Here is a 26,288-nt window from a genome sequence, read left to right as displayed (position 1 = left end):
ACGGGGAGGGGTCGGGATGGGTGCGGGCGGGTGGATGAGCGAGGCGGACTGGGAGGCGCTCGCGCTGGATCAGCTCGGTGAGCTCGGGTGGGAGCCGGGTGCCGGGAAGGATTTCGCGCCGGGGTCGGGGCAGCGACAGACCTGGGCCGATCTCGTGCTCGGCGAGGACCTGCGGGCCGCGGTCGAGCGGCTCAACTCCGACCTGCCGCCCACGGCGGTCGCCGACGCGGTGCGGGCGGCCACCGACGTGGCCTCCCGGGAGGCGTTCGCCGAGAACCGGGCGGCGCACGAGCGGCTGGTCCATGGCATCCGCTCGATCACGTACACCGACGCGTTCGGCGCCGAGCACAACCCCACCGTGCGCCTGGCCGACCTGGACGACCCCGACCGCAACGTCTACCGCGCGATCAACCAGGTCACGATCGTCGACGGCGACTTCCGACGCCGGTTCGACATCGTGCTGTACCTCAACGGTCTGCCGGTCGCGATCGTCGAGCTGAAGAACGCCGCCGACGAGAACACCACCCTGACGGGTGCGCACGCCCAACTCCAGGCGTACCTCGCGGAGTTCCCGCTCGCCTTCCGGCACGCCGTCCTGTGCTTGATCTCCGACGGGGTCACCGCGAAGTACGGCACCCCGTTCACCCCCTACGAGCACTTCGCGCCGTGGAACATCGACGACGAGGGGGAACGCGTCGACACCACCTCGCCCGACTACGACGGCCCGGAAGCCCTCATTGTCGCCCTCTACGGAGTGTTCAACCAGCGGCGCTTCCTGGAACTCACCGGCGGATTCGTCAACTTCACGTCGAAGGCGAAGCGGATCGCGAAGGCGCACCAACACTTCGCGGTTGTCCGGGCCGTCGAGTGCATCGTGCGGGCATCGCAGAGCGACGGGAAGGCGGGCGTCGTCTGGCACACCCAGGGCTCCGGCAAGTCCGAGGAGATGGTGTGCACGGCGGCGCTGACCGCCCGCCACCCCGCCTTGAAGAACCCGACCATCGTGGTGCTCACCGACCGCAACGACCTCGACGACCAGCTCTTCGACACGTTTCTCGATAGCCAGACGCTGCTGGGCCAGGAGCCGGAGCAGGCCGACACCCGCGCTGAACTACGGGACAAGCTCTCGAACCGGAACGCCGGCGGCGTCATCTTCACGACGTTGCAGAAGTTCGGGCGTACGAAAGAAGAGCGCGACGCCGGGAGGCCGCATCCGCTCCTTTCCGACCGGCGCAACATCCTGGTGATCGTCGACGAGGCGCACCGCAGCCACTACGACAGCCTGGATGGCTACGCCCGGCATCTCCGCGACGCTCTGCCGCACGCCACGTTCATCGCCTTCACCGGCACCCCGATCGCCACCGCCGAGGTGAACACCCGCGCCGTCTTCGGCGACTACATCGACGTGTACGACCTCAAGCGTGCCGTCGACGACGAGGCGACCGTGCGGGTCTACCACGAGCCGCGAATCATCCCGGTGTCGCTGCCGCCGGACATCGACCCGGAGAGCATCGACGAGCAGGTGGAGAAGCTCACCGCCAGCCTGGACGACGCGGAGCGGCGTAAGGCCGAGGCATACGCGGCCACCATGAACACCGTCTACGGCGCCCCCGACCGGGTCGAGACCCTCGCGAAGGACCTCGTCGAGCACTGGGAGAAGCGGCGCGAGCTGATGCGGCCGCAGCTCGGCGGACCGGGCAAGGCCATGCTCGTCTGCGCGACCCGGGAAATCTGCGTCCGCGTCTTCGACGCCCTCAAGGAGCTGCGGCCCGACTGGGCGGACCCTGCCGTCGACAAGGGCAAGATGAAGATCGTCTTCCATGGCGTACCCAGCGACAAGGAGGTGCTGCGCCCGCACCACCTGCGCCCGTCGCAGCAGAAGGCCATCCAGGCCCGCGCCAAGGACCCGAACGACGAGCTGGAGCTGCTGATCGTGCACTCGATGCTGCTCACCGGCTACGATGCGCCGCCGATCCACACCATCTACATGGACCGGCCGATGAAGGGCGCCAACCTGATGCAGGCGCTCGCCCGGGTCAACCGCCGGTTCCGCGAGAAGCAGGACGGCCTGCTGGTCGGCTACGCCCCGCTGACCGAGAACCTGCGCAAGGCGCTCACCGAGTACACGCCCAGCGACCAGGAGGACCAGACCCTCGGCCGCGAGATCGAGCGTGCCATCAGTGAGGTGCACAACGAGATCTCCGTCCTCGAGGCCATGCTGACCCCGGTGAAGTGGCGGGAGATCCTGGACGACGAGAGGGACCCGACCCGCTGGCGCCGGGCGGTGAAGAAGGCCGCCAACTTCCTGCGCAACCCGCAGACCCCCGGCAACGACGTCGAACCCGGCACGAAGCCGCTGCATCGGCGTTTCCGAGACGCGGCGGGCCGGCTGGAACGGTTCTACACGCTCTGCGCCACGAGCCGCGACTTCGCCGAACGCGCCGGCGACATCCAGCGGATGCGCCGCGACATTCACTACTTCCGCGACGTCCGGGTCTGGATCGTCAAGGAGGAGGCCGCCGACCGGGAGGCCAAAGGCCTGCCCAACACGGCCGAGGTGGAACGCTACCTGTCCCAGCTCGCCGCCGAGGTGGTCGACGCCGCCGACATCACCGACATCTACGAGGAGGCGGGCCTCGGCAAGCTCGACATCACCGAGCTCAACGGGGTGGCGTTGCAGCGCCTGCAGAATTCGGAGACCCCGCACCTGGCCGCCGCGGCGCTGCGGCGGCTGATCGAGCGGAAGATGCGTGAGGTCACCAAGCACAACGTGGTTCGTCAGGAGCGCTTCTCCGCCCAGCTCGAAGACCTGATGAACCGCTACATGCGTCAGCAGCTGACCAGCGCGCAGCTGATCGTCGAGCTGGTCGAGCTGGCCAAGCAGGTGTCCGCCGACGCCCGGCGCGGCCAGCACTTCGACCCTCCGCTGAACCACGCCGAACTGGCCTTCTACGACGCCGTCGCCCAGAACGGGGCGGCTACGGAACTCATGGGCGTCGGCACCCTCGCGGAGATCGCACGAGAGCTGGTGAGGTCGATCCAGTCGTCGATCACGGTGGACTGGTTCTCCCGCGAGCCGGTACGCGCCAAGCTGCGCAGTCACATCCGCCGACTGCTGGCCCGCTACGACTACCCGCCGGACCACGAGCGCGCCGCGGTCGACCTGGTCATCCGTCAGATGGAGACCTTCGCCAACGAGTGGTCACCCGGAGCGGCGACGAAGTAGCGACACCGGCTCAGACGTAAGGAGGCTGTGGGCCGGCGGCTCGGGATCCTCTCGCGGACCCATGGCCTCCTGCTTGCGGCAGGTCGGCGCCCTCCCATGCCGTGAACAGCGGAGGACTGCGGTCGACCTGACAGGGCCGCGCGAAGCCGGAGACCGGCGGTAGCACGTGGTTACGAGGGGCGCCTCCACCCGCGGGACGACGTGGCGATCTCGGGCGGCGTGACGACGCCGGCGCGGGCATCAAGCAGCTCTGCATCTCCCTGCCTCGGGATCGCCGCTGGTCGTGTCGACTATGGAACCGCCCGGGTGTCGCCGTGCCGTCCATTTGTTGGTAACCCGGGTTATCAGCGCTTCAAAGCCTAAGTGCTGGACTCCAAGTAGTGCTCCTGTTGTGATTTATGGGCGTCGACGAAGCACCGATCCGGCAAGTCGACCAGCAATTCCCCTTCTTTCACAGGAGCTTCAGCATGCGCAAGATCGCTACCCTCGCCCTGCTCGCCACCGGCCTCATCGCGCTCGGCTGCGGCGCCGGCACCACCGATGACGCCACCAGCAAGGCCGACGCCGGGGGCGCCAAGGGTGACGACAAGCCGAAGACCGCGAAGATCGGCCAGCCGGCCCGGGACGGCAAGTTCGAGTTCACGGTCAAGTCGTCCAAGTGCGGCGTTGCCAAGATCGGCACTGACATGCTCGGCGCCAAGGCGCAGGGCCAGTTCTGCCTGGTCACGGTCAACGTCAAGAACATCGGCAAGGAGTCGCAGATGTTCGACGGCAGCAGCCAGAAGGCGTACGCCGCCAACGGCACCGAGTACTCCGCCGACGGCGGGGCCGCCATCTACGCCAACAAGAACGCCGAGACGTTCCTCAACGACATCAACCCCGGCAACCAGGTCACCGGCGTGGTCGTCTTCGACATCCCGAAGAACGTCAAGCTCGCCAAGCTCGAGCTGCACGACTCGCCGTTCTCCGGCGGCGTGACGGTCTCCCTCGCCTGACTTACGACTCGATCGTGGGCGGGCGCCACCGCCCGCCCACCCTTCCCCCGCCACTGAAGCCCACCTGCAGAGGAAACCGCCATGACGGACCCGACCAGCCCGATGCCGCCTGACCAGTCCACCCAGCAGGCCGGCGTACCGCCGCAGGCGGCGCCGTTCCCGCCCGGTGCCGCCGTGCCCCCGCCCGCTGCCCAGTTCCAGGACGGCACGCTCGCCGGGCCGCCCGTGCCTACCGCGCCGGGCCGGCGCTCCAACGCTCGCGCCTGGATTGTCGGCGGCATCGCCCTGGTCGTTGTCCTCTGCTGCGGGGGCACGCTGATCGGTGTGTTCAACGGAGCCGACAACCCGGACCCGAAGTCCGCGGCCGCGTCGGCCAGCCCGAGCAGCGCCGCGCCCACCACCGCTGCGCCTACGACGGCCGCCCCGACGACCGCCGCGCCCACCTCGGCCGCCCCTGCCACGACGGAACCGGCACCCACCACCGCGCCGCCCACCCCGAAGCCGAAGGTGATCAAGGGTCGCGGTGACGATGTGGTGCGAATCCGCGAGCTGTCCGAGCTGTCCGTCGTGAAGTTCACCTGCAAGTGCACCAGCAACACGGTGCTGAAGAGCGACGGAGACGGCCTGCTGGTCAACGAGATCGGCTCGTACAGCGGCAAGCACTGGATCAACCTCGAAGACGACTCGCTCACCACCCAGTTCGAGATCGAGGCGTCCGGATCCTGGACGCTGACGATCGGCACCGTCGATCAGCTGGCCACGAAGGCGCCGACGGGGAAGGCCGCGGGCAAGGGCGACGACGTGGTCGTGCTGGGTGGCGACGCTGCCGCCGCCAAGATCACCCATAGGCGTGGCGACTCCAACTTCGTCGTCCACGCCTACTCGCTGGAGACCGGCGAAGGCGGCCTGCTGGTGAACGAGATCGGCGCCTACTCCGGCGTCCGCCCGCTGTCGGCGCCCGCCCTCGTCCAGATCACCGCTGACGGCTACTGGACCATCACCCCCGCCTGATTCGTCGGCGACATCAGCCTCACAGCACCGCCGAGGCTTACCGGCCGCCGCCGGAACGCCAGGCCCACCCACCCTTCGCTGGCTACAGACGTCAGGAGGCGTCGTGCGTCCCGATGAGTTCCACCGCGCCCTGGACCTGCTCCCCGCTCCCCTGCACGACCGCGCCCACGCTCTGCGCACCTACGTCAAGCCGAGGCGCTGCGAAGCCTGCCAGGCCGTCGGCGACGCGGTCCGGCTGGCGCTGACCGCCGCCCACTACGACGAGTTCGGCTCGGCGGTGCAGCTGCTCGACACCGCCGAGCAGCTCGCCGCCCGGCACCAGCTCGCCTGCCGCGCCGACCTGTTCGCCGGGCTGGTGCCCGAGCCGGCCGGCGCCATCGGAGCCGCACATGACCCGAGCCGGGGCCAGGTCCGCCGCTGGGCGGGCACACCCGCGCCGCTCATCGCCGCGACCGACGCCAGCTGGAAGGGCCGCGCCGGCGGCATCGGGTACGTCGCGAGCGACGGCCGCTATGGCCTGCGCAGCCGGCGTCCTGGTCGCGTCGACCCGACCGGCAGCTCGCGGGTGCTGGTCAGCGAACTGCGGGCGGTCGAGTTCCTGCTCACCGCCTACGACACGCCGCCGGCCAGGGTGACGGTGCTCGTGGACAGCCTGCCGGCGCTGAACTACCTGCACCGCTGGCAGGCCGGCGAGTCCGGTGCGATGCCCGCCGGCTACGACCTGCGGCCCCGGCACAACGGGATGAAGCCCACCCTGGTCCGGCTCGCCGACCTGGTCGGCGCTCGCCCGGATCTGACGTTCGCGCACGTCAAGGCACACGCCCATCACGCCCTGAACGAGGCCGCCGACAGTCTGGCGCACATGGCGCGCCGCCGGGTCGACGAGTCGTTCGACGTGCAGGCCCGGGCGCACGCCCTGGTTGAGGCGTTTCTGCGCGAATGGCACGTTGCGCTCGCCGCCTGACCAGCGATCCACAAGTAGAGAGTCACCGAGCGTCGCCGTACCACCACCGGGGTCGAGCCGTTGCGTCGGCGCGGCACGCACTCCCCCACCCGCCTCAGTGGAGGTCGCCTGATGAACCACACCGAACCCCTGGTCGAGCTGATCTTCGACCGGCTCGCCGCCGACCGCGTACCCGATGACACCGCCGAGGTGGTCCTCGCCGCGCTGAGTTCCGAGGACGACCTGGCCGCGGCGCTCGCCGGCGCGCCGACCGCGCTGGAGCCGCAGCGCACCGCGGCGGACGAGCCGCGGGAGCGGATCTGGCTCTCGTCGGTCACCGTCGCCGGGTTCCGCGGCGTCGGCCCGGAGCGCACCCTCGCCATCGAGCCCGGTCCCGGGCTGACCGTGGTGGTCGGTCGCAACGGCTCCGGCAAGTCCAGCTTCGCCGAGGCCGTGGAACTCGCGCTCACCGGGGACAGCGCGCGCTGGGCGGACCGCAACAGCGTGTGGCGCACCGGGTGGCGCAACCTGCACGCCGGCGACCCCTGCCGGATCGCCGTCGAGCTGCGGGTCGACGGGGTCGCCACGCCCACCCGGGTGGTCCGCTCCTGGCCGTCGGAGGCGGAGCTGGGCGACGCCGAGGTGGCGGTGACCAGCGCACGCGGCACCCACCCGGACCTCACCGAGCTGGGGTTGGCCCGGCCGCTGGAGCTGTACCGGCCGTTCCTCACCGCCGCCGAGCTGGGCCGGCTCACCGCGGGCACGCAGAGCCAGCTCTTCGACGCGATCTCCGCGATCCTCGGCTTGGAGGCGATCGCCGACGCCGACCGCCGCCTCATGGCCGCCGCGCGCCCCGTCGACGCCACCATCAGGGAGGTACGCGCACAGCGCGCCTCCCTGACCGACACCCTCGCCGGCATCGACGACGACCGGGCCCGGCGGGCCGCCGCGCTGCTGCGCACCCGGGGCGCGGCCGACCTGGCGGCGCTGACCGCGATCCTCGACGAGCCGGACGAGCCGACCGACGACGAGGCGGTGCTGCTGTGCCGGCGGCTGGCGGCGATGCAGCTGCCCGACGCCGACGAGGTGACCCGCCTCGCCGAGCAGCTGCGGGAGGCCGCCGCGCAGGCGCGCCGGCACGACGGTGGCCGGTCGCGGGCGTCGCTGCGCAGCGCCGAGCTGCTCCGGCTGGCCGTCGAGCACCACGACGACCAGGGCGACGGGCCGTGCCCGGTCTGCGCGACGGGTCGCCTCGACGGCGACTGGCGGACCAGCGCGGCCGCGTCCCTGGCGGAACTGCGCGACCGCACCCTGGCAGCCCAGGCCGCCGCTTCCCGGCTGACCGCGCTGCTGCAGCGGGCGCACTACCTGATCGACGACCTGGACGTGCCGACCGGCGCCGCCGACGGGGTGCCGGTCGACGACCTGCACGCGGCGGTGACGGCGCTGCGGCTGACACCGGGCGGGCCGGAGGAGCTGGCCGGCCACCTGACCGCCCGGTACCCGGCGGTGCTCGCGGCGGCGGAGACCGCGCAGGCGTACGCGAAGGGTCTGCTCCGCCTGCGCGACACCGGCTGGCAGGCGGTGGCCGGCGAACTGCGGGCCTGGATCGCGTCGGCCGCGACGCTGCCGCAGCGGGAACGCACGCTCGCGCGGTTGAAGGCGGCGCGGGCGTGGCTGAAGGCGACCGGGGCGGAGCTGCGCAACCAGCGGGTGGCGCCCTTCGCGGAGCACTCGCAGCGGATCTGGGCGCAGCTGCGGCAGGAGAGCAACGTCGAGCTGGGCGCCATGACCCTGGCGGGCATGAACACCCGGCGGCGGGTGGTGATCCCGGTCAGCGTGGACGGCGCGGACAACGGCACCGCCCTCGGGGTGATGAGCCAGGGCGAGATGCACGCCCTCGGGTTGGCGACGTTCCTGCCGCGCGGCTGCGCGCCGGAGAGCCCGTTCCGGTTCATCGTGGTCGACGACCCGGTGCAGAGCATGGACCCGGCCAAGGTGGACGGGCTGGCCCGGGTGCTCGCCGAACTGGCCGAGCAGCGGCAGGTGGTGGTCTTCACCCACGACACCCGGCTGCCCGACGCCCTCGCCCGCCTCGACCTCGGACGGTCCCGGATCGTGGAGGTGACCCGCGCGGAGCGGTCGGTGGTGACCCTGCGGCCCGGCTCCGACCCGGTGACCCGCTACCTCGACGACGCGTACGCGCTGGCCCGCACCGAGGAGATCGCGTCCGAGGTGCGCGGGCCGGTGGTGGCGGAGCTGTGCCGCTCGGCGATCGAGGCGGCCTGCCACCGGATCGTGTGGCGGCGGCGGGTGGCCCGCGGTGTGCCGCACGACGACATCGAGGCGGCCGTCGTGGCCGCGTCCCGCAGGCTCACCACCACCGTCGCCCTGGCGATGTTCGACGACGCAGGCCGGGGCGGTGACGTACTCGGGTATCTCAGTCGCCGGCACGGGTCGCGGGCGGTGGGCGCGTACAAGGCGTGCAAGGAGGGCGTGCACGGGGCGTACCTGTTCGACCTGCCCGAGCTGGTCTCCGACGTCCGGCACCTGGCGGCGGTGTTGCAACCGCCCCCGGCTGCCGTGCCCGCGCCCCGCGACGGCGCCGAGGTGCGGTCGTGACCGCGCCGACGCCCCGGCGCTGCCTGGCGGCGGCCGACCAGATGCTGCGCGGCGCCGGACCGCTCGGCACGGCCGCGGTCACCGCCGGCTGGTGGCCGCGGGCGTGCGCCTGCCTGATCCGGCTCGCCCTCGAAGGCGGCATCGACGCCTACTGGCGGCGCACCCGCCCGGTGGTCGCCGCGTGCCGGCAGGGCCGGGCGAAGCAGCTGATGCTGCGCGGCCGGTTCGGGCCCGGCCCCGCCGTGGCCCGGCGGGTCGCCTTCGCGTGGGCGGCCCTGTCCGCCGCCGCCCACCACCACTGCTACGAACTCGCGCCCACGGCCGCCGAGCTGCGTCGCCTGCACACCGAGGTGAGCGCTCTGCTCACCCACCTCGACGGAAGAACGGATTCGCACCGATGAGCTACCCGCAGCCCGGCCTCGACCCCACCCGCCCGCAGCCGCCGCTGCCCGCCGTCCTGGGGCCCTATCCCCCGGTGTCCACGCCCATCGGCGCGTACGCGCCGCTGGCGGCCATGCCCTACCAGGGTGGCGGCTATCCGACGGGCATGCAGCGGCTCACCGTCCAGCCCATCCTGACGTCGGGCATGGCGACGGCGTCGCTGGTGCTCGGGATCCTCGGCGTGCTCGGCGGCTGGTGCCTGTTCGGCCTGCCCTGCGTCCTCGCTGTCATCCTCGGCCACCTGGCCCTGCGGGAGACCCGCGACGGCATGCGGTCGGGACACGGCATGGCGGTCGCCGGCCTCGTCCTGGGCTACGTCTTCGTCGGCCCGATGATCCTCTTCACCGTCATGGTGTTCTTCGGCAGCGTCCTGAGCGCCGCCACCCCGACGCCCTGAACCGGGCGGAACAACAGGTGTGACACGCGGCCGCCACCGCGGCTTCGGAAACAGGCGCCCACAAGGCTGCCGGAAAGACAGGAATGCATGTCCCAGAAGAAGCGCCTCCACGCCGTGCCCGACCGGTCCCTCGAACTGTCCCGGCGAGACGACGGCTTCGTCGTCACGGCCCGCTGGCACAGTGAAACCGGATCGGACGAGATCAACGGACCAGACGAGGTCGTCATCCGCATCGCCGACGAGGCAACCCCCGAGGCACGCCGGCACGGCATCACGTCGGCGGTCCTGCACCGGATGGGCCGACAGGTCGACGACATGGTGGCGGAGTTCCACGACATGCCCAGCGTCGGCGCGTACCAGGTGATGGTGGGCCGCTACATCGAGAGCCGGCTCGCCGAGCTGGCCCAGGCCCGCGGTGCGACCGCGGACGGGTTCGAGGCCGACCTGCTCGCGGTCTACGAGGACCTCGCCGGCCGCCGGCATGCCGACCCGCTCGGTGCCCTCGCCACCGCAACCGGCCGGACCCGCGCAGTCCTCGGCCGACTGCTCGACGTGGGTCGTCAGCGCAACGACCAGGAGGGACCCTCGCGTGAGCGCCTCGCATAGTGCCCCGGTGACAGCTTCAAAGCCGGGCCGCGTGTGGTCGGAGGTCTTCCGCCGCAGCCGCATCTCGCCCCACGTGTTCGTCGTCGCCGGGGCGGCGGCAGACCAGGTCGACCAGGTGGTGGCCGGCCTCGGCCTGCCGCAGGCCACCTCAAACAGCCTGTTCGACAACGCCCACTGGGCGACTCCGCTGCTCGACGGCGCCGTGACGCGGCTGCTCACCTACGGCCTGCCCGCGCTGCCCAGCGGCACCCGGGTGTACGGGCACCGGCCGCTGCGACTGCTCTGCCACCTCATGGACCTCCGGCCACCCGCCCGCGCGCTGACCGGCGAACGGCGAGTGCCGGACATCGACCAGTTGCTGGCCCACCTCGACCGGCAGCGGCAGGCCGAACCCGAGGTACTGCTCGTCCAGGCGCGGACGGCCATGGCCAACGACGCGCAGGAGGTGCTCACGGCGGTCCGGGTGTTCTTCGGAGACGAGGCGGCTGACGTGACCGCCGTCGAGAGATAGCTGCGTCCGCATCCCCGTCACTGGCTGGCAAGAACGCCGGCGGGCACGTCGGCACGGCGCTGGATGCTTTGGGTTGGCTTGGTCGGCTGCCTGCGCAGCGCCCATTCGACGACGGCCAGGTTGATCACCCAGCCGGCGAGCATCAGCAGCGCCCGGCCGATCCCGTCCGGCTGGCCGGCCAGCAGCATCCAGGGCAGGTGGGTCAGGACCTGGGTGCCCGCGCCAAGCCCAATGGCGTAGCCGCGGGCCATCCAAGCGCGGTGGCGGGCGATGTCGCGACGCCGGATGGCGGCGAGGCCGAGGACGATGCAGCAGAGCATGGCCGTGCCGAAGACGAGCCGCATGGGAGTCACCAGCACGTGGTCGATCGGCGGGCGGGGATAGAACAGCGTCATCCACAGGCCCGACAGGGCGGCGGCGAGCCCGCAGGGAATCAGCAACCGTCCGGCGAGGCGGTGCCAGCCGGGCCGGCGGCGGCGGAAGCCCGGGGCGAATTGGAACGCCCCCAGGAGGCAGTAGAGGCTGGCGCCCACGATGTGCACGAGCACGGGCACGGGCGAGGCGAAGAATCGGGCGTTGTCCGGGGTGACCGTCGCTCCGGCGGTGAGTTCGGCGGTGCGGGCGGCGCCGGCGATCACGGGTACTGCGCTGAGCATGATCAGGCCGGCGGGTACCAGCCACTCTCGCTTGGCCGAGGGGGTCATGGCACGTCCCTTCATCTTCTGGTCATCCGTCGAGCCGACCACTTCGCCACTTGCGGCGGAGGTGTACGGCGTACACCTTGTGGCGAGAGTAGGGTGTACGGCGTACACCGTCAAGGGGCGCTAGGGCGTGGCGACCGCATCAAGAGGGAAGGCGACGGGTGGTTCAGCAGCTGGACGGCGCACGCCGGGGCCCCCTCAACCGGGACCGGGTGCTGCACGCCGCCGTCGCGCTCGCCGACCACAGCGGCGTCGACTCCGTCAGCATGCGCAACCTCGCCCAGGAGCTGGGCGTCGTTCCGATGGCGCTCTACAAGCACGTGGCCAACAAGGAGGAACTCCTCGACGGGATGGTCGACGTCATCGTCGGCGAGATCGACCCGCCGGCCGACGGCGCCGACTGGAAGTCGGCGATCCGGCAGCGCATCCTTTCGGCGCGAAGCGCCCTACTGCGCCACCCCTGGTCGTCGCGCGTCATCGAGTCCCGCCCGAAGCCCACGCCGGTGGTGCTGGACTACCTCAACTCGATCGTCGGCATGTTCCGGGCCGGCGGCTTCTCCGTCGACCTCACCCACCACGTGATGCACGCTCTCGGCAGCAGGGTATGGGGGTTCACCCAGGAACTGTTTCCCGCCTCACCGCTGCCCGAGGACCCAGAGATTCAGGCGGCCGCGTTCCGCGAACTGGCCGGCAGGTATCCCCACATCGCCGAGATAGCAATGGCCGCCGCTCACGACGACGAGTCGGTCGTCGGCCAAGGCTGCGACGACGAGTTCGAGTTCGAATTCGCGCTCGACCTCCTGCTCGACGGATTCGACAACCTCCACCGGCAGGGATGGACGTCCCCCGGCACCCGGCCCTGACCTGGCGACAGACACTCGCGCCTGCACGGCTGAAGCTCAGTCCCCTGGCCTAAGCCTGGGGCGACGGCGTCACTGCCTCGTGGGCAGGACGGGACTACCGCGGCTGGCAGTGCCGAGGCTAGTGGCCCATCAGCGTCGCGGTGGACTGGTGGACCAGCGAGCCGCTGGTGCCGGTGATGAGCATCGTGAATGTGCCGCGCGAGGTTCGGCTGGCGGTGCTCACCATCGTCCAGGGACGCGACTGAGGAAAGCGCCGGCACACTGCTCCTGCTTCCACTCTGCGTGCTACGAGCCGGGCCGCCGCCCGCCACCGGCCCCCATCGGTTCGATCACCTGCGAGAACTCATTGGGAAGTTGGGCCACGGCGTTCTCGAACTCGTCTCGGGTAACGGCCTCCCGGAGGGTGGTGAGCACCGCGCGGACGCCGGCACCGGCGAGCGCACGGTCGACCCCCGGACGATCCCCCACCCGCCGCACAAACTCGTCGAGTCCGAACGAGGTGGCCATTTCCCCTCCGAGCGGTCTGCTCAGGTGATCGGCAAGTCGATCCGGTAGCTGATAGGCGAGGTCCTCAGCCTGGCCGGCGCTGATCCGATCCGCCAACGTCTCCAACGTCACGCCGGTCAGTGTCGCCGCCTGATCGGTCGACACCTTTGCCCGAGTAGCCACTGCATTGATGAAATCCTCGTATTCCACCTGATTCTCCTCTCCGGCCAGATCCCCCATCGAACGGCTGGAACGCATCAATTCGCTTCGCCAAGCGAACCGGTACCTCGACAGCCTGCAAGGACGGGAGGTGATCCGACCTCATCCCCATCGGGCGAATCACCACGGCGCCCTGGGGCGACATCCTCGACATTCCGGTGGAACGGGACGAACGGAAGATGTCGGCGGGGCTGCACCAGCGCGGCTACGAGGTCACCCGCGCTGCAGACCGGGCCTCCCCGGAAGTGCGTGCGCGGGACCTACCGGCGGACCCGACTGGCCTGATCGCCCCCCGCCATCTCGTGTCCGCCATCCGTGGGACTCATCGCCGATGGTGTGGGTGTCGGGCGGATGACCGGTATATGGCTCCGCCCTGCTCCTCCGTTTCCGCTCTCCGGCGACCCCCGCTTTTGTAGGTTGGCGAAGAACGTGCCTCCGCTCCCCGAGGGGCGTGCCGAAGGAGGCAGACGCGTGAGGTCCAGCCCGCTCCCCCGGATCCTTCGCCGGCGCGGCGAGCCTGACTATCCGACGTTCCTGGAGCTCTTCTTCGACCTGGTCTACATCTTCATGCTCTCCAGGCTCTCGGCGGGGCTGGCCGAGGACCTCACCGTCCGGGGCGCCGCCCAGACCGCCGTCCTGTTGATGGCCGCCTGGTGGGTCTGGGTACTGACCGCGTGGCTCACCGATCTGTTCAACCCGCGGCTGCCGGTCATCCAGGCCACCGTCCTGGCGGTCATGTTCGGCACCCTGTTGATGGCGATCGCGGTGCCGTACGCCTTCGCCGATTACGGCTGGCTGCTCGTCGCGGCGTACTTCGGCATCCATCTCGTCCGGGACGCCGTCCTCATCCCCGGTACCCGAGTGAATCGCCCGATCCAGGCCCGGAGCATCCGGGTGTTCTTCTGGTTCGGCGTCACGGCGCTGCCGTGGGTGGCCGGGGCGTTCGTGCACGGAACGGCCCGGCTGCTGCTCTGGTCGATCGCGGTGGCGGTCGACCTCGGGTCGGCCCGGTTGGGCTGGCCGACGCCGAAACTTGGTCGCACCGAACTGGCCAGTCAGATCTTCACCGGCACCCACCTGTCCGAGCGGCATCGAGAAATCTTCATCATCTCCCTCGGCGAGCTGATCCTGAGCGCCGGCATCGGGCTGGCCGGCAGCGGCTTCCAGGCCGGCCGGGTGGCCACGAGTTTCGTCGGGTTCGCCAGCGCTGTCGTGCTCTTTCAGCTCTACTTCCACCGGGTGCGGCAGCTGCTGGCACCGCCCGCCGTCACGGTGGTGGAGCGGGTCCGGCCCGGCACCTCCACCTCGTACAGCCACCTGGTGATGGTTGCCGGGGTGCTGGTGGTCTCGACCAGCGTCTCGCTGGTCCTCGAACGGCCGTTCGGTGCGGCACCGGCCGCCTGGATCGCCACCATCCTGGGCGGGCCGGCGCTGTTCCTGCTCGGGAGTTGCCTGTTCGACGCCGTGCTCACCGGACGGGTCCTCTGGTCCCGGGCGTTGGGGATCGTGGTGCTGTGCGTCATCGGCCCCGTGATGGCGCTGCTTCCGCCGCTGGCCATCCTGGTCGTGGCGAATCTGGTGCTGCTGCTCATCCTGGCCTGGGAGACCCTGCCCGCACACGCGCGGCCGGTCCGGGTCACCGTGCCGACCGGGTGAGGGTCACCGGAGCGCCGGTGGCATCGGCGTGCGGGCGTGCCGGTGGGTGCTCACCAGGTTCGCCGCAGCGACCAGGGCCAGGATGCTCATGGCGAGCAGCGCGACCACGACCGGCGGCAGCAGGCCCGCGGCCGCCGCCGCGCCGGCCAGCAGGACCAGCCCGGCCAGGCGGGACCGCGAGATCCGACCGAAGACCGTGTAGTCCAGCACCCCGCGGCCGACCAGGAACAGCGCCGGTCCGCCGAGGATGACCGCAGCCCACGAGGGCGGCGTCTCCCCGAAGGGCCGCATCACGACGAGGTGACTCGTGACCGCCATGCCGCCGATGCCCGCCACCATGATCAGATGAGTGACCGCGGCGGACTGCGTGAGCAGTGACGGGTTCGCCGATCGCGCGATGGCCTCGGTCAGCAGCTCGCCGGCCCGGTAGATGTAGATCCGCCAGGTCAGCACCACGATCGTGAACACCACCAGCAGCGCCCACGCCCGGTCCATGGTGTAGTCGCTCTGGCTGAAGGTCGTACCGATGACGAAGATGGACGCGCCGAGCGCGATGATGACGAACTGCCGGTACCGCTCGGCCACCCGCTCGCCGACCAGCTGCCACTCCTGTGGCTGCGATCGCCCGCGCTTCGGCAGCGGCCAGCCGAGCGAGGCGGCGACGTACTCCATGGCGACTGTCGCCGCCCAGAGCAAGAGGCGGGTGGGGCCGGTGGCCAGCGCGCCGCCGATCCAGCCGACGGCGGCGATGGTGTACCAGAACATGATCCGGCCGCTGCGGAGCGGCTCGGTCGCGCTCGGCCGGAGCAGGAGGTAGTAGATGCTCGAACCGAGGTGGATAACCAGGTAGGTGATCGCGAAGAGCATGCCGCGCCCGTCGTACGCCTCGGGTGCCGCGGCCGCCAGCAGCAGGCTGGCGGCCGCCACCGCGATGAACTGCACCTGAACCGCGGGCCGCATCAGGTCCAGGGTGTCGGCGGCCCAGGTGGTCACCGCCCAGACCAGGGTGAACGCGAGCAGCAGGACCAGCGTCTCGCCGACGCCGGTCCAGCTCACGTCGTCGGCGAGCTTCTTGACCAGGGAGATCATCGCAAAGACGTACGCGAGGTCGAAGAAGAGTTCCAGGAACGCCGGGCGGCCGGGGTCCCGTGGGGTCGGAGCCGCCGCGTCGGCGCCGCCTTCGGTCACCATCGACGTCCTCCGGACCCCCGCACTGCCCTCGACTGATGACACCCTACGGGCACCGGCCCGGCCGCAGGCTCGCCATCGGCGCCATACCCCGCTACCGCGCGATTTTTCGGTCGTGACGGCCCGGTACGCGATGGCTGCCGCCCTCGGTGCCGCGCGGCGCCGTCGGGATACCGGACGGGTTTCCGGTTCTCTCTGTGTGCGCCATTGCTTTGCGACGATGCCGGCTTGGAGATGCCAATCCGCTCAGCGTCGGCCGGCAGGATCACCGGCGCGGAAGGAGCCGCCGTCCGGGCGAGCGTGAGACCCGCCTCCGCCCGGTCGGGTCCCGCGACCAGGCGAACGCGGGCGTGTGTCCCGTTCGGTCCTGGCCCGGTGGGCACCCAAGTCGGATCATGAGGTCGGCGCGCCACCGTGGTGCTCGATCAACTTTCCGAGCAACGCGACCAGGGTCTGCCGTTCGGTGGCCGACAGCGGGGCGAGCAGTTCGTCCTGCACGCTGTCGAGGGCGCGGTCCAGCCGTTGGAGCTGTTGTGTACCCGCCCTGGTGATCGTGACGGTGTTGCGCCTGCGGTCCGCCGGGTCGGCGCTGCGCTCGACGAAGCCCTTCTGTTCCAGCTCGGTCACGGCCGCGACGATGTCGCTGCGGTCCATGCGGCAGCGCCGCCCCAGCTCGGCCTGGCTCGCGGGTCCGAACTCCTCCAACGCGGCGAGCACCCGATAGTGGTAGCCCCGCGCTCCGGCGGCGGTGAACCCCTCGGCGACGAACCGCCGCGAATGCACGGCGGTCTGGGAGATCAACCAGCTTGCCTTTGTCGCGAGACGACTCGGTGTCGGTTCCACGGGTGACCATGTTAACAGAACCGTTGGCGACGCCAACGATCTGCCATATCGTTGGCCGAACCAACGAATGGAGATTCGAGATGTCACACGTGACCGACCGCATTGAGATCGCCGAACTGGTCGCCAGGCTTGCGTGGCTACTGGACGAGCGGCGCTTCGACGACCTGCGGACCGTCTACGCCCCGGACGCCGAGACCCACAGCCCGCGCGGCACCCTGCGCGGTATCGACGAGATCGTCGACGTCGTGCGGCGAACCAGCCCGGAGGAGGTGTTGACCCAACATTTCAACACCGACGTCGTGGTCGATCTCGACGGCGATCACGCCGAGGTCAGCGCTCATCAGCTCGTGTACTTCTTCCACCAGGGCGAGGTGCCGCACCGGTTGGCCGGCCTCCGGACCCGATACACCGCCGTACGCACGCCGACCGGCTGGCGCCTCGCGCAGGCGCAGATCTCCCCGCTCTGGCAACGCGCCAAGTAATCGCTACTGAGGTGCGGGCCAGTGCTCCGGCCTCAGGGCGGGGGTGAAGGCCCGCGCGGTGGAGTAGTTATTCGGTCCGGTCGGGTTCGGGCTCGTTCGCCACGCGCGGAGTGCCCGGAGCCCGATCAGGGCCGGATGACCTGTTTGCTGTCTCCGCTCTGCCCAGCGCTCACAATCGACAACCCACCCCGCCTGGTCGGCGAAGGCGAAGGCCCAGGCGAAGACGAAAGCGCACTGTTACGGTCGGCGCTGTGCCCGCCGAGGAACTCCGGCAGCGTGTCCGATCGGCCCGGGTGGCCCGGCTGGCCACCGTCGGGTCCGACGGCCGGCCGCACCTCGTACCGGTCTGCTTCGTCCTACTCGGCGATGTCGTCCACCACGCGGTCGACGAGAAACCCAAGCGCCACCGGCAGCTGCGGCGGCTGGAGAACATCCGGGCGACGGGCCAGGCCTGCCTGCTGATCGACGAGTACGACGAGGACTGGTCGCGGCTGTGGTGGATCCGGCTGGACGGGCACGGCTGGCTGGTCGAGGACCCCGCGGAGGAGGCCGCGGCCCGCGTGGCGCTGGCCGCCAAGTATCCGCAGTACACCCGGCGTCCACCAGCCGGGCCGGTGGTCGCGATGCGGGTGACCCGCTGGTCGGCGTGGTCCGGGGCAAACCCGGCCGGATGAGGGCCGGGCGCGGGTGTCAGCGGGCCGGGGCGAGGGCTTCGAGCACCTCATCGGCCGTGCGCAGCGAGGCCCGCGCGTCGGCGCGGGGCGAGCCGATCTCCGGATCGAAGTTGAGGTCGATGAACAGTTCGGTGATCCCGGCGGCGGCGAGCCGGCCCAGATCCGACCGGATCTGCTCAAGCGTGCCGGTGAGCGGCCCGCGTCCGGCCGGGGTCGTCGTACGTACGCGGACCGCGCCGCGGCACACGAACCGCAGGGCACGGGCATCACGCCCGGCGTCCGCCGCGGCGGCCTTGACCGTCGCGACCGCCTCGCCGATGCCCGTCAGGTCCGCCTGGCTGCCGCTGACCCAGCCGTCGGCGAGCCGGCCCGCCCGGCGCAGCGCCGCGGGCGCGTGGCCGCCGAGCAGGATCGGCGGGTGCGGGCGCTGCACCGGCTTCGGCGCGAGACGCGTCGGCGGGACCTGGTAGAACTCGCCGTGACGCTCGGCGACGTCCTGTTGCCACAGCGCGCGCAGGACCGCGAGGAACTCATCGGCCCGCTGGCCCCGCCGATGCTTGCTCACGCCCGTCGCCTGGTATTCCTCGTCCGCCCAGCCGAGACCGAGCCCGAGGTCGAGCCGGCCGCCGGCGAAGATGTCGAGGGTCGCGGCCTGCTTGGCCAGCACCACCGGCGAGATGAACGGCACGTTGAGCACCGCGACGCCGAGCCGGATCCGCGTGGTGTGCGCCGCCAGGAACGCCAGCGTGGTCAGCGGGTCATGGACGCTGTGGTACGTCTCGCTCCACCCGAGGTCGGCGGGTACCAGCAGGCGCTGGAACGTCCACAGCGAGTGGTATCCGAGCTGCTCACAGTGGCGGGCGACATGGATCATGTGCTCCGGGGTGGCCCACGAGCCGGACACAGGCGGGGCGAATCCAACCTCCACCCCGGCACGGTACCCAGGCCCATCCCCCTCGGGCACGTGATCCACGACGATCCCCTCAAGCAGGGCGGACGGGCCGAGCCGTGGGGCGAACGGTGGCGACGAACAAGGCCAGGGCGACGGCCTGAATGCCGGCCACGGTGATGATCAAGGCGGTGATCGAGTAGTCGTAGAGGGCGCCGGTAAGCAGCCCACCGACCAGGGTCGCCCCGCCCAACCCGGCGGCGAAGATGCCGTAGGCGGTGCCCCGCCTGGTAGCAGGGACGATGTCAGCGATGGCCGCACGCATGGTGGATTCCTGGATACCGAGCACGGCCCCCCAGGCCAGGACCCCGGCGACCGCGGTCGCCGAGGTGGTGGTGAAGGCAGCCAGCGGGATCAGGGCGGTCAGCACGGGTACGGCCGCCAGTACCCGGAACCCGACCCGGTCGTACAGCCACCCGGAGGCCAGCGCGGCGAGCGCGTCGATGCCCATGGCGGCGGCGTATACGACCGGGACCACCGCCACCGGTACGACGTGCCGGGTGGCGAGGTGGAAGCTGAGCACGCCGAAGGTGGCGTAGCTGGCCGTGGTGAGCACCGTGAAGGCCAGATAGGTCCAGAACACGCGGGGCAGCCGGACGCCCGGCGCGGCGGGCGTCGCACCGGGTTGAGGGCCCGGTTCGAAGCGTCGCGGATCGGGCACGCCGGCACGCAGCCACAGCAGCAGGAACAGCACCGCCACACCCGGTACAGCCAGGGCGAGGAACGCGGGCCGGTAGTGGTAGGCGCTGACGGCCAGAACGGCGGCGACCAGCAACGGCCCGGCAACCGCGCCGGCCTGGTCGAGCGCCTCGTGGACGGCGAAGCCTTTGCCACGGCCTACTGCCGAGGCGGCGTGGGAGAGCATGACGTCCCGCGCCGGTCCGCGGATCGCCTTACCGGCACGGTCCGCGACAAACAGCACCGCAGCCAGCCACAGTGTGCTGGTCAGCCCGAGAGCGGGCACAGCGACCACGGTGACGGCGTAGCCCACCAGGACCAGCGGCCAGTAGGCCCGGGTTCGGTCGGCGATTGGTCCGGTGCCCAGCCGTCCGGCCAGGGCGAACGCCTCCCCGACGCCGGTGACCAGGCCGACCAGGGTCGCGGATGCGCCGAGGGTGGCCAGGTAGGGGCCGATGACTGACCGGGCGCCCTCGTACACCACGTCCGACAGCAGGCTGACAACACCGAACGCGGTCACGAACCGCCATGGCGTCCATCTGATTGTCGGCGCCGCGATCTTCACTTTTGCAGTCTGGCCTACCGGCATGCGGGTCGGGTGTGGATCAGCCGACGGGCGGAGCGGAGCGTTTGCCCGGGTGCGCCTTGGGCAATCGCGCGGCGGAGCACGCACCCCGGGGAGGAGCAGGTAATGAAGATCCACGACCTGGCCAGTCAGGCGATGCAGAAGGACTACGACTACATCGACCCGCCCGAGCGCATCGGCTCCGACGGCGTGGTCTCCTGGTGGGTGGTGGACGACCTCGTCGGCGGCGAACTGGAGCGCGCGTTCGACGCGCTGGTACCGCGCTGGATCGCGGCCGACTGGCCCTTCCAGCAGCCCCGTTATCTGGGCCGTGACATCAGCTGGCAGGACTGGCTCGCGCTGCCGCACGCCTCGTAACACCCCGGGCGGGGGGCATCAGCGGCTCGGTCATCAGCGCGTAGTCGTAGACCGGCCGCTTACGCCAAGGTGGCAGGCTGCTGTGGTGTTTGCGGAGCCGCGCGGCGACTACTCCTGGCTGTTCGACCTGGTGGCGGCCGATCCGGTCATCCGCCATCGTGCGCTGGCCCGCCATCAGGCGATCCTCGCGGCGGCGAGCGACGCACTGCACCGCTCGAATGCCCTGTGGGCCGCGCATTACCGGTCGAGGTCCAGCCAGACTCGTCTGGGCGCGGCATTGGATCAGGCGCGCGCCGATTTCCGGTGGCATCAGGAGCAGACGATCTACGGGCCTCTCCACGCCCTCCGGGACGCTGCGGACGGTGACGATGCTGGCTTGCGCCGACGATCCCTCGGTCCGGCTCCGAGCGCAGTTCGTTCTTCACGTGGCCGCGCACCCCGAGCAACGAACCACCCGCACGAGCTGGCGACGGTGGCTCAACGCAGCCGGCTGACCTCCTGGCTGCGGGCACGCCCAAACCGAGGGTACGGGCGGCCGCCCTCGAGCGTGAGCCGCGCCGCTCCCTCGGCCGCGCTGATCGCCACGCAGGTCTCCCGGGTGTCCAGAAGCCAGCCGACCGGGCGGCAGCTCCGCCCACCGTCGGGCGCCGGCCAGCCCCCTGCTCGCCAGGTTGTCCAACATCCGTCGGGCCACCTGGTCGGCCGACTCGTCCGCCCGGCCGACGAGTGGGTAGGCAACGGCGCAACGACCGGTGCCGCACTCCGAGTCGCCGCCCGCGCCCCGAATGGCGAGCCCGCCCGGCAGCGAACCGAGTTCCCGCACCGACGGTACGAACCCGTCGGCGTTGAAGTCCCAGGCCGCCGCGGGAATGCAGCCCAAGACGCCGAACAAGGCAAGACCGACCGCGATCCGGTACGGCCAGCTCCAGCCCGCCCGGTCGTCGTCGCCGTTCAAGCGGGCTCGGGGCCGACCGTACCGGGTCATGGTGATCCTCGTCGTGATCACCGCCCTCGCGTCGGCGGTGCTACCCGAACCCAGCTGAGCGGGGGCCTACGTCCCGAATCCGCCGTACTCAACAACTCAGCGATGCGTCTCTGCCATGGAGGGGAACGCGCGGCGCGGCTGATGGCCCGCCCACCACAGTCCGATCGCCAGCGCCGCTGTCGCCTCCAGGTACGCTGCCCGCGCCAGGCCGCCGCACGGCGCCGGCGTGCAACCGATCGAGCTGATGAGGGTCTCCGTCGCGGCGGCTGCCTCGGCGTGGTCGGCGCAGTAGGGTACGGCCAGTGGTACGTCCTCGAAGGTTGGCGGACGCAGTGTCCAGATGCTCACGTGGCAGAGGTTGAACGCCTTCACCACGTGCGCGCCGGGCGCGGCGGCGGCCAGTTGCCGCGCCACGGACGTGGTGCCACCGGTGTTGAGCATCAGCCCGTCGCTGGTCGGTACGACGGGGTTGGTGCAGTCGATGACCGTCCGACCGGCGAGGCACCCGGCGAGTCCGTCCACCAGTTGCGGTGCCTCCGCCGCCGGGACCGCGACGAGGATGACGTCGCCGTGGCCCGCCGCGTCCGCGAGGCTGCCATACCCGGCGGCGCCGATTCGCCCGGCGGTCTGCTCCGCCCGCACCTGATTCCGACCGCCGATCACCACCGCGTGCCCGGCCGCAGTCCACGCGCCGCCGAGCGCCGCCGCCATACCGCCCGTGCCGAGTATGCCAATCTTCACGTCTGCTCCGTCTCTCGCTTTGCGGCGGCTCGGTACGCAACCGCCGCTCAGGACGATAGGCAGGTCCATGCACACCGAACGGTATGCAAGAGGTCGTGCAGGATGGGCGCATGGGTGATTCCGTTGACCAGCTCGACGACTACACCTCCGACTGCCGGGCCCGCGTGGCATTCGAGGTGCTCGCCAACCGCTGGGACAGCGTCGTGGTCTTCACGATCGCCGCGTACGGTCCGATGCGTCCGGCGGTGCTCCTCACCCGCATCGGCGGGATCAGCCCCAAGGTGCTCAACGACGCGTTGCGCCGGCTGGAGTACAACGGCCTGGTGGAGCGCCGGCCGTACCGGCAAGTGCCACCCCGCGTGGACTACGCACTCACGGAAGCGGGCGGCGCGCTGCTGGAGCCGATGGAGGCGATGGGTGCCTGGGCCACCCGGTACGCCGACGCGGTTCTTGACGCTCAGGAACGGTTCGAGGCGCGTGAGAGGTCCACCCGGCCCGGATCCGCTCGGCGTCGCCGCTGAAAGCATCCGACCCACCGGCGAGCATGAATGACAGAGGCGTCCGAGCGCACATGGCCTTCTCGTTCGGCCGGCGGCGCCCTCCTCGTCGGACGAGAACAACGACAGGTCCTCAAAGCCTTCCGCGCGGCCGTGATGGGTGACGATTTCGAGGGGCTGCTGCGGGTGCTCGACCCAGACCTGAGGCTGACGGTCGACATTGCGAGCGGGATGGTCGTCCCCTCGACGTGTTCACTGTTGTCCCTCGCGCAATGGGGCGAGCGCCTCTGCCCAGGCGACGACCTCGCCGTGCACCAAGCGCACGGGATCGCTCCAGAGGACGGCATTGTGAGCGACATTGCGCGTGGGATCGTCCGAGCCGACTCTCCGAGGGAGCGACGGGCCGCTCGGTCGGCACCAGGCCGACGCCGACGCCGACGACAGTATTCGGGCAGGTAGATCAGCTACCCGTTCCTGCGCCAGACGGTGACCACCACGGTCCTGACCTGGCGCGCGGCCGGGAGAACGTTTCGAAGCCGTCGGCGACAGCTGGCGAGGTCACGGTGACGAGGTTGCCCTGGTCGGGTGCCGTAGACGCGGTCGGACTCGGCGAGGCTGTCGGCTCCGTACGTGACACAGACCTGACCGCAGTCCGCTCGGCCCGAACTGGCAGGCTGCTGTGGTGTTTGCGGAGCCGCGCGGCGACTACTCCTGGCTGTTAGACCTGGTGGCGGCTGATCCGGTCATCCGCCATCGTGCGCTGGCCCGCCATCAGGCGATCCTCGCGGCGGCGAGCGACGCACTGCACCGCTCGAATGCCCTGTGGGCCGCGCACTACCGGTCGAGGTCCAGCCAGACTCGCCTGGGCGCGGCATTGGACCAGGCGCGCGCCGATGTCCGGTGGCATCAGGAGCAGACGATCTACGGGCCTCTCCACGCCTTCCGAGACGCCGCGGACGGTGACGATGCCGCCCGCGCGCTGTGGGCGCCGTTCGCCGTGCTGTACCTACGGTGGGAGGCGGAATATCCCGACGAGTGGGGAGCTCCGGAGTCGTGGATGTGGTCCCGCTGGGGAAGCAAGGAGGCCATTCTTCACCGGCTCGATCGGGGCGGTCTCCCGGAGGACATCCAGCCTCAGATCGCTGAGCTGATCCTCGCGGCGTTGGCGCGACCGTACCGGTGCAGGGACTGGGCGTACGCCTGCCTGGTCCGCCACCTCGACGACCCGTTGATCTTCCACGCGGTGGAAACGCTGGCTGCCGCCGACGATCCCTCGGTCCGGCTCCGAGCGCAGTTCGTTCTTCACGTGGCCGCGCACCCCGAGCAACGGACCACCCGCACGAGCTGGCGACGGTGGCTCAACGCAGCCGGCTGACCTCCTGGCTGCGGGCATGCGCATATCGAGGGAACGGGCGGCCGCCCTCCAGCGTGAGCCGGGCCCCGTCCTCGGCCGTACTGATCTCCACGCAGGTCTCTCGGGTGTCGAGAAGCCAGCCGGCCGGGCGGCAGCTGCGCCCAGCGTCGGGCGCCGGCCACCCGTTGCTCACCAGGTGCTTCCACATCCGTCGGGACACCTGTTCGGCCGACTCGTCCGCCCGGCCGACGAGTGGGTAGGCAACGGCGCAACGACCGGTGCCGCATTCCGAGTAGCCGCCTGCGCTTCGAACAGCGAGCCCGTCGGGCAGCCGGCCGAGTTCCTGCACCGCCGGTACGAACCCTTCGTCGTTGAAGTCCCAGGCCGCGACGGGAATACAACCCAGGGCGACGAACAAGGCAAGACCGACCGCGATCCGGTACGGCCAGCGCCGGCCCGCCCGGTCGTCGTCGCCGGTGTCGCCGAGCCTGCGGCGCTGCATCTCCCCCGCGACCAACAGCGTCGCGGCGACCCCGAGGAACAGCAGCAGGCGCGCCTCCACCACCGCCCGGGGCTGAACGGCGGCGAGGGTGATCGAGGCGACCGCGACCAGGGTGAGCGCCACCAACACGACGCCGGTGAACCACGGCAGCCGGGCGACGGTCAACCACGCGAGAAACGCCACCATCGTGACGACGGACGCGACGAGCATGGAGTCATGATCTATCGGCGCTGGCTCGGCGGGCGACCCCGTCGAGCCAGCCAGGTGATGTCGCGGACGGTCTACTCGCTCACCGGCGCGCCGGCGTCCCGGTGTGGATGACGGGCTGCCGACGGGTCCCCTCCAGCGGCCTGTTCGCTTGCCATTCACGATTAGCGTGGCGGCATGGGGACGCTGTTGGTCGCGCTGCTGGCGGCGTCCACCGGTGCTGCCATCGCCATCACCGCGACTGTTCGCGTCCGGCGACGCCGGACCGTCGATGCGGGACGGCGCGCGATTCGGCAGCTGGGACGAGCCGCGGAGCGTCAAGGCAGGCGCAGGCCGTCGACGGACGACGCCCCTCTCGACGAGATCAACCGGGATGCGCGAAGCGCCGTTGACCAGCTCGGCGGCGGCTTCTAGGTGCCCGGTCGCACGACGGGGTGAAACCGACACGGTGGTCGCACCGATCGAAGTTCCGTCGAGCTCTGTAGCGGTATCCGGATCAGGCCGCCAGTTCCCTTCTTTCGCCGGTCGTGCGGACGACCGCCCCCACCGGTCGGCGGGTTGGTCCCTGGCCGGCCGATGATTCTGAGATGCTGCGGCGGTCCACCTGTCGACACCACCGACTCGAAGGGACCCTGCGATGGCAAAGGTCATCTCCACGCTGTTCATCTCGGCCGACGGCGTGGCCGAGATCGACCCGGACTGGCACTTCCCGTACTTCGACGAGAACATGGGCCGCGCCGTCGGCGAGGACTACGACACCGCTGACGTGATGCTCATCGGCCGGGAGACCTATGACAGCTTCGCCGGGGCCTGGCCCGACCGCGAGGCCGCTGGCGGCGAGGACGCGGTCTTCGCGAAGCAACTCGGGGACATGCGCAAGGTGGTCGTCTCGCGGCAGAAGCTGGAGTTCTCCTGGCGCAACTCGGAGCTGATCAAGGGCGAGCTTGTCGACGCGGTCACCGCGCTGAAGGCCGACGCCGGCAGCAGAGGCATCCTCATCCCGGGGTCGATCTCCGTGGTGCAGCAACTGCTCGCTGCCGGACTGGTCGACGAGCTGCGCCCGCTGGTGCATCCGGTGGCGGCGCGCAAGGGCCGCAGGCTGTTCGACGACGGCGACACGCCGTACCACTTCCGGGTGACGGCGACGGAGGCCTTCCCGACGGGCGTGATCCGCGTGATCTACGCGCCGACCGCGCCGGGAAGGTCGGCTACGCCGACGTCACGGACCAGGTGCCTGCAGGCAGCTAGCCGCCGTTGGTGACCGGCGGCTGGTCGGTGGAAGCCCTCCGAGTACGGCGTGACGCGATGGGTGTTTGTACTACTCGAGCCATGGACGAAGGGCGGCTGCTCGGTGATCGTTGCCTTGCGGACAGGGTCCCGATGAGTTTTCGCACCGCCAGTCGTCCATCTCTGAGCAGTCGCCCGCGTTCGACGCGACACAGACCACCGGCGGGGACGCGTAGCTTGTGCCGGCGTCCCCGCGCCACCGGCCCACGACGCCGCCCTGGAGGTTCCTGATGTATCCGACGGTCCACACGTTTCGCACGTCCGGCGGCGTCAACGCGACG

At 70.8% G+C, this 26,288-nt stretch carries 25 protein-coding genes and 1 pseudogene; 18 read left to right on the top strand and 8 right to left on the bottom strand.

Translation table 11 applies throughout. The annotated features are described in order from the left end of the window. Positions 1 to 16: 16 nt before the first annotated feature. From IEY96_RS11270 to IEY96_RS11230, 9 genes are all read left to right on the top strand, one after another. Positions 17 to 3,226 (top strand): type I restriction endonuclease subunit R, encoded by a 3,210-nt coding sequence (locus IEY96_RS11270; RefSeq protein ID WP_189194740.1) that lies wholly within the window; start codon positions 17 to 19, stop codon positions 3,224 to 3,226. Between the two features lie 467 nt (positions 3,227 to 3,693). After that, positions 3,694 to 4,221, top strand: coding sequence for a DUF4352 domain-containing protein (locus tag IEY96_RS11265; protein WP_189194739.1), 528 nt, complete (start codon positions 3,694 to 3,696; stop codon positions 4,219 to 4,221). A gap of 81 nt (positions 4,222 to 4,302) precedes the next feature. Continuing rightward, the gene (locus IEY96_RS11260; RefSeq protein WP_189194738.1) at positions 4,303 to 5,232 is read left to right on the top strand and encodes a hypothetical protein; all 930 of its coding nucleotides are present in this window, start codon (positions 4,303 to 4,305) and stop codon (positions 5,230 to 5,232) included. Between the two features lie 103 nt (positions 5,233 to 5,335). Beyond that, positions 5,336 to 6,196: an RNase H family protein gene (locus IEY96_RS11255; protein WP_189194737.1), complete on the top strand. Its 861-nt coding sequence runs from the start codon at positions 5,336 to 5,338 to the stop codon at positions 6,194 to 6,196. Between the two features lie 111 nt (positions 6,197 to 6,307). Beyond that, positions 6,308 to 8,797: an AAA family ATPase gene (locus IEY96_RS11250; RefSeq protein ID WP_189194736.1), complete on the top strand. Its 2,490-nt coding sequence runs from the start codon at positions 6,308 to 6,310 to the stop codon at positions 8,795 to 8,797. Beyond that, the gene (locus IEY96_RS11245; RefSeq protein ID WP_189194735.1) at positions 8,794 to 9,198 is read left to right on the top strand and encodes a hypothetical protein; all 405 of its coding nucleotides are present in this window, start codon (positions 8,794 to 8,796) and stop codon (positions 9,196 to 9,198) included. The genes IEY96_RS11250 and IEY96_RS11245 overlap by 4 nt, the downstream gene beginning before the upstream one ends. Further along, complete coding sequence (locus IEY96_RS11240; protein WP_189194734.1) at positions 9,195 to 9,635, top strand: DUF4190 domain-containing protein; 441 nt, start codon at positions 9,195 to 9,197, stop codon at positions 9,633 to 9,635. The genes IEY96_RS11245 and IEY96_RS11240 overlap by 4 nt, the downstream gene beginning before the upstream one ends. An 87-nt stretch (positions 9,636 to 9,722) precedes the next feature. Further along, positions 9,723 to 10,241 (top strand): hypothetical protein, encoded by a 519-nt coding sequence (locus tag IEY96_RS11235; RefSeq protein ID WP_189194733.1) that lies wholly within the window; start codon positions 9,723 to 9,725, stop codon positions 10,239 to 10,241. A 7-nt stretch (positions 10,242 to 10,248) separates the two neighbouring features. After that, a complete protein-coding gene (locus IEY96_RS11230) occupies positions 10,249 to 10,752 on the top strand; it encodes a hypothetical protein (protein ID WP_189194732.1) in 504 nt (167 codons plus the stop codon). A 17-nt stretch (positions 10,753 to 10,769) separates the two neighbouring features. Here IEY96_RS11230 and IEY96_RS11225 read toward each other — a convergent pair whose 3' ends face one another. Then, positions 10,770 to 11,456, bottom strand: coding sequence for a DUF2306 domain-containing protein (locus IEY96_RS11225; protein ID WP_189194792.1), 687 nt, complete (start codon positions 11,454 to 11,456; stop codon positions 10,770 to 10,772). Positions 11,457 to 11,614: 158 nt separating this feature from the next. Here IEY96_RS11225 and IEY96_RS11220 point away from each other — a divergent pair, with 158 nt between their 5' ends. After that, entirely contained in the window at positions 11,615 to 12,316 is a 702-nt protein-coding gene (locus IEY96_RS11220; protein ID WP_189194731.1) for a TetR/AcrR family transcriptional regulator, read from the top strand. A gap of 285 nt (positions 12,317 to 12,601) precedes the next feature. On the opposite strand, the gene IEY96_RS11215 is transcribed toward IEY96_RS11220, so the two are convergent. Continuing rightward, a complete protein-coding gene (locus IEY96_RS11215; protein WP_189194730.1) occupies positions 12,602 to 13,012 on the bottom strand; it encodes a DUF2267 domain-containing protein in 411 nt (136 codons plus the stop codon). A gap of 480 nt (positions 13,013 to 13,492) precedes the next feature. On the opposite strand from IEY96_RS11215, the gene IEY96_RS11210 reads away from it, so the two are divergent. Continuing rightward, a complete protein-coding gene (locus IEY96_RS11210) occupies positions 13,493 to 14,677 on the top strand; it encodes a low temperature requirement protein A (protein WP_189194729.1) in 1,185 nt (394 codons plus the stop codon). 3 nt (positions 14,678 to 14,680) lie between these two features. On the opposite strand, the gene IEY96_RS11205 is transcribed toward IEY96_RS11210, so the two are convergent. Next, on the bottom strand, positions 14,681 to 15,868 hold the full coding sequence (locus tag IEY96_RS11205; RefSeq protein ID WP_189194728.1) for a low temperature requirement protein A: 1,188 nt from the start codon (positions 15,866 to 15,868) through the stop codon (positions 14,681 to 14,683). 390 nt (positions 15,869 to 16,258) lie between these two features. After that, on the bottom strand, positions 16,259 to 16,708 hold the full coding sequence (locus IEY96_RS11200; RefSeq protein ID WP_189194727.1) for a MarR family winged helix-turn-helix transcriptional regulator: 450 nt from the start codon (positions 16,706 to 16,708) through the stop codon (positions 16,259 to 16,261). An 89-nt stretch (positions 16,709 to 16,797) separates the two neighbouring features. Here IEY96_RS11200 and IEY96_RS11195 point away from each other — a divergent pair, with 89 nt between their 5' ends. Together IEY96_RS11195 and IEY96_RS11190 are read left to right on the top strand one after the other, a co-directional pair. Then, positions 16,798 to 17,190: a nuclear transport factor 2 family protein gene (locus IEY96_RS11195; protein WP_373293544.1), complete on the top strand. Its 393-nt coding sequence runs from the start codon at positions 16,798 to 16,800 to the stop codon at positions 17,188 to 17,190. Between the two features lie 251 nt (positions 17,191 to 17,441). Beyond that, the gene (locus tag IEY96_RS11190) at positions 17,442 to 17,864 is read left to right on the top strand and encodes a TIGR03668 family PPOX class F420-dependent oxidoreductase (protein ID WP_189194725.1); all 423 of its coding nucleotides are present in this window, start codon (positions 17,442 to 17,444) and stop codon (positions 17,862 to 17,864) included. Between the two features lie 16 nt (positions 17,865 to 17,880). Here IEY96_RS11190 and IEY96_RS11185 read toward each other — a convergent pair whose 3' ends face one another. Together IEY96_RS11185 and IEY96_RS11180 are read right to left on the bottom strand one after the other, a co-directional pair. Beyond that, complete coding sequence (locus tag IEY96_RS11185; protein ID WP_189194724.1) at positions 17,881 to 18,792, bottom strand: TIGR03619 family F420-dependent LLM class oxidoreductase; 912 nt, start codon at positions 18,790 to 18,792, stop codon at positions 17,881 to 17,883. 55 nt (positions 18,793 to 18,847) lie between these two features. Then, positions 18,848 to 20,080, bottom strand: a complete 1,233-nt coding sequence (locus IEY96_RS11180) for an MFS transporter (protein ID WP_189194723.1) — start codon at positions 20,078 to 20,080, stop codon at positions 18,848 to 18,850. Between the two features lie 102 nt (positions 20,081 to 20,182). On the opposite strand from IEY96_RS11180, the gene IEY96_RS11175 reads away from it, so the two are divergent. Continuing rightward, positions 20,183 to 20,434, top strand: coding sequence for a hypothetical protein (locus IEY96_RS11175; protein ID WP_229791518.1), 252 nt, complete (start codon positions 20,183 to 20,185; stop codon positions 20,432 to 20,434). Positions 20,435 to 21,515: 1,081 nt separating this feature from the next. Here IEY96_RS11175 and IEY96_RS11170 read toward each other — a convergent pair. Then, positions 21,516 to 22,229 (bottom strand): NADPH-dependent F420 reductase, encoded by a 714-nt coding sequence (locus IEY96_RS11170; protein WP_229791517.1) that lies wholly within the window; start codon positions 22,227 to 22,229, stop codon positions 21,516 to 21,518. A gap of 41 nt (positions 22,230 to 22,270) precedes the next feature. Here IEY96_RS11170 and IEY96_RS11165 point away from each other — a divergent pair, with 41 nt between their 5' ends. Then, positions 22,271 to 22,681: a winged helix-turn-helix transcriptional regulator gene (locus tag IEY96_RS11165; protein ID WP_189194722.1), complete on the top strand. Its 411-nt coding sequence runs from the start codon at positions 22,271 to 22,273 to the stop codon at positions 22,679 to 22,681. Between the two features lie 658 nt (positions 22,682 to 23,339). Beyond that, a complete protein-coding gene (locus IEY96_RS11160; protein WP_229791516.1) occupies positions 23,340 to 24,032 on the top strand; it encodes a hypothetical protein in 693 nt (230 codons plus the stop codon). Here the strand turns inward: IEY96_RS11160 and IEY96_RS11155 are convergent. Then, positions 24,016 to 24,723 carry a hypothetical protein gene (locus IEY96_RS11155; protein ID WP_189194720.1) on the bottom strand — a complete coding sequence of 236 codons (708 nt, stop codon included), beginning with the start codon at positions 24,721 to 24,723 and terminating at the stop codon, positions 24,016 to 24,018. The two genes, IEY96_RS11160 and IEY96_RS11155, sit on opposite strands and share 17 nt — an antisense overlap. 174 nt (positions 24,724 to 24,897) lie before the next feature. Between IEY96_RS11155 and IEY96_RS11150 the strand changes: the two genes are divergently transcribed. Beyond that, positions 24,898 to 25,134: a hypothetical protein gene (locus tag IEY96_RS11150; protein WP_189194719.1), complete on the top strand. Its 237-nt coding sequence runs from the start codon at positions 24,898 to 24,900 to the stop codon at positions 25,132 to 25,134. 223 nt (positions 25,135 to 25,357) lie between these two features. After that, positions 25,358 to 25,968 (top strand): annotated as a pseudogene (locus IEY96_RS11145) (dihydrofolate reductase family protein). The last annotated feature ends 320 nt before the right edge of the window (positions 25,969 to 26,288 follow it).

Source organism: Micromonospora fulviviridis (assembly GCF_014648395.1).
In the GTDB taxonomy this organism is placed as follows: domain Bacteria; phylum Actinomycetota; class Actinomycetes; order Mycobacteriales; family Micromonosporaceae; genus Micromonospora; species Micromonospora fulviviridis.
This window is presented reverse-complemented; position numbering and strand designations above follow the sequence as displayed.

Excerpts from the sequence above, each read along its gene's own strand:
- IEY96_RS11205 (WP_189194728.1), bottom strand. The coding sequence starts at position 15,868 with ATGGTGACCGAAGGCGGCGCCGACGCGGCGGCTCCGACCCCACGGGAC.
- IEY96_RS11265 (WP_189194739.1), top strand. The coding sequence starts at position 3,694 with ATGCGCAAGATCGCTACCCTCGCCCTGCTCGCCACCGGCCTCATCGCG.
- IEY96_RS11250 (WP_189194736.1), top strand. The coding sequence starts at position 6,308 with ATGAACCACACCGAACCCCTGGTCGAGCTGATCTTCGACCGGCTCGCC.
- IEY96_RS11165 (WP_189194722.1), top strand. The coding sequence starts at position 22,271 with ATGGGTGATTCCGTTGACCAGCTCGACGACTACACCTCCGACTGCCGG.
- IEY96_RS11270 (WP_189194740.1), top strand. The coding sequence starts at position 17 with ATGGGTGCGGGCGGGTGGATGAGCGAGGCGGACTGGGAGGCGCTCGCG.
- IEY96_RS11170 (WP_229791517.1), bottom strand. The coding sequence starts at position 22,229 with ATGGACCTGCCTATCGTCCTGAGCGGCGGTTGCGTACCGAGCCGCCGC.
- IEY96_RS11260 (WP_189194738.1), top strand. The coding sequence starts at position 4,303 with ATGACGGACCCGACCAGCCCGATGCCGCCTGACCAGTCCACCCAGCAG.
- IEY96_RS11175 (WP_229791518.1), top strand. The coding sequence starts at position 20,183 with ATGAAGATCCACGACCTGGCCAGTCAGGCGATGCAGAAGGACTACGAC.
- IEY96_RS11235 (WP_189194733.1), top strand. The coding sequence starts at position 9,723 with ATGTCCCAGAAGAAGCGCCTCCACGCCGTGCCCGACCGGTCCCTCGAA.
- IEY96_RS11155 (WP_189194720.1), bottom strand. The coding sequence starts at position 24,723 with ATGCTCGTCGCGTCCGTCGTCACGATGGTGGCGTTTCTCGCGTGGTTG.
- IEY96_RS11240 (WP_189194734.1), top strand. The coding sequence starts at position 9,195 with ATGAGCTACCCGCAGCCCGGCCTCGACCCCACCCGCCCGCAGCCGCCG.
- IEY96_RS11180 (WP_189194723.1), bottom strand. The coding sequence starts at position 20,080 with ATGCCGGTAGGCCAGACTGCAAAAGTGAAGATCGCGGCGCCGACAATC.
- IEY96_RS11225 (WP_189194792.1), bottom strand. The coding sequence starts at position 11,456 with ATGACCCCCTCGGCCAAGCGAGAGTGGCTGGTACCCGCCGGCCTGATC.
- IEY96_RS11150 (WP_189194719.1), top strand. The coding sequence starts at position 24,898 with ATGGGGACGCTGTTGGTCGCGCTGCTGGCGGCGTCCACCGGTGCTGCC.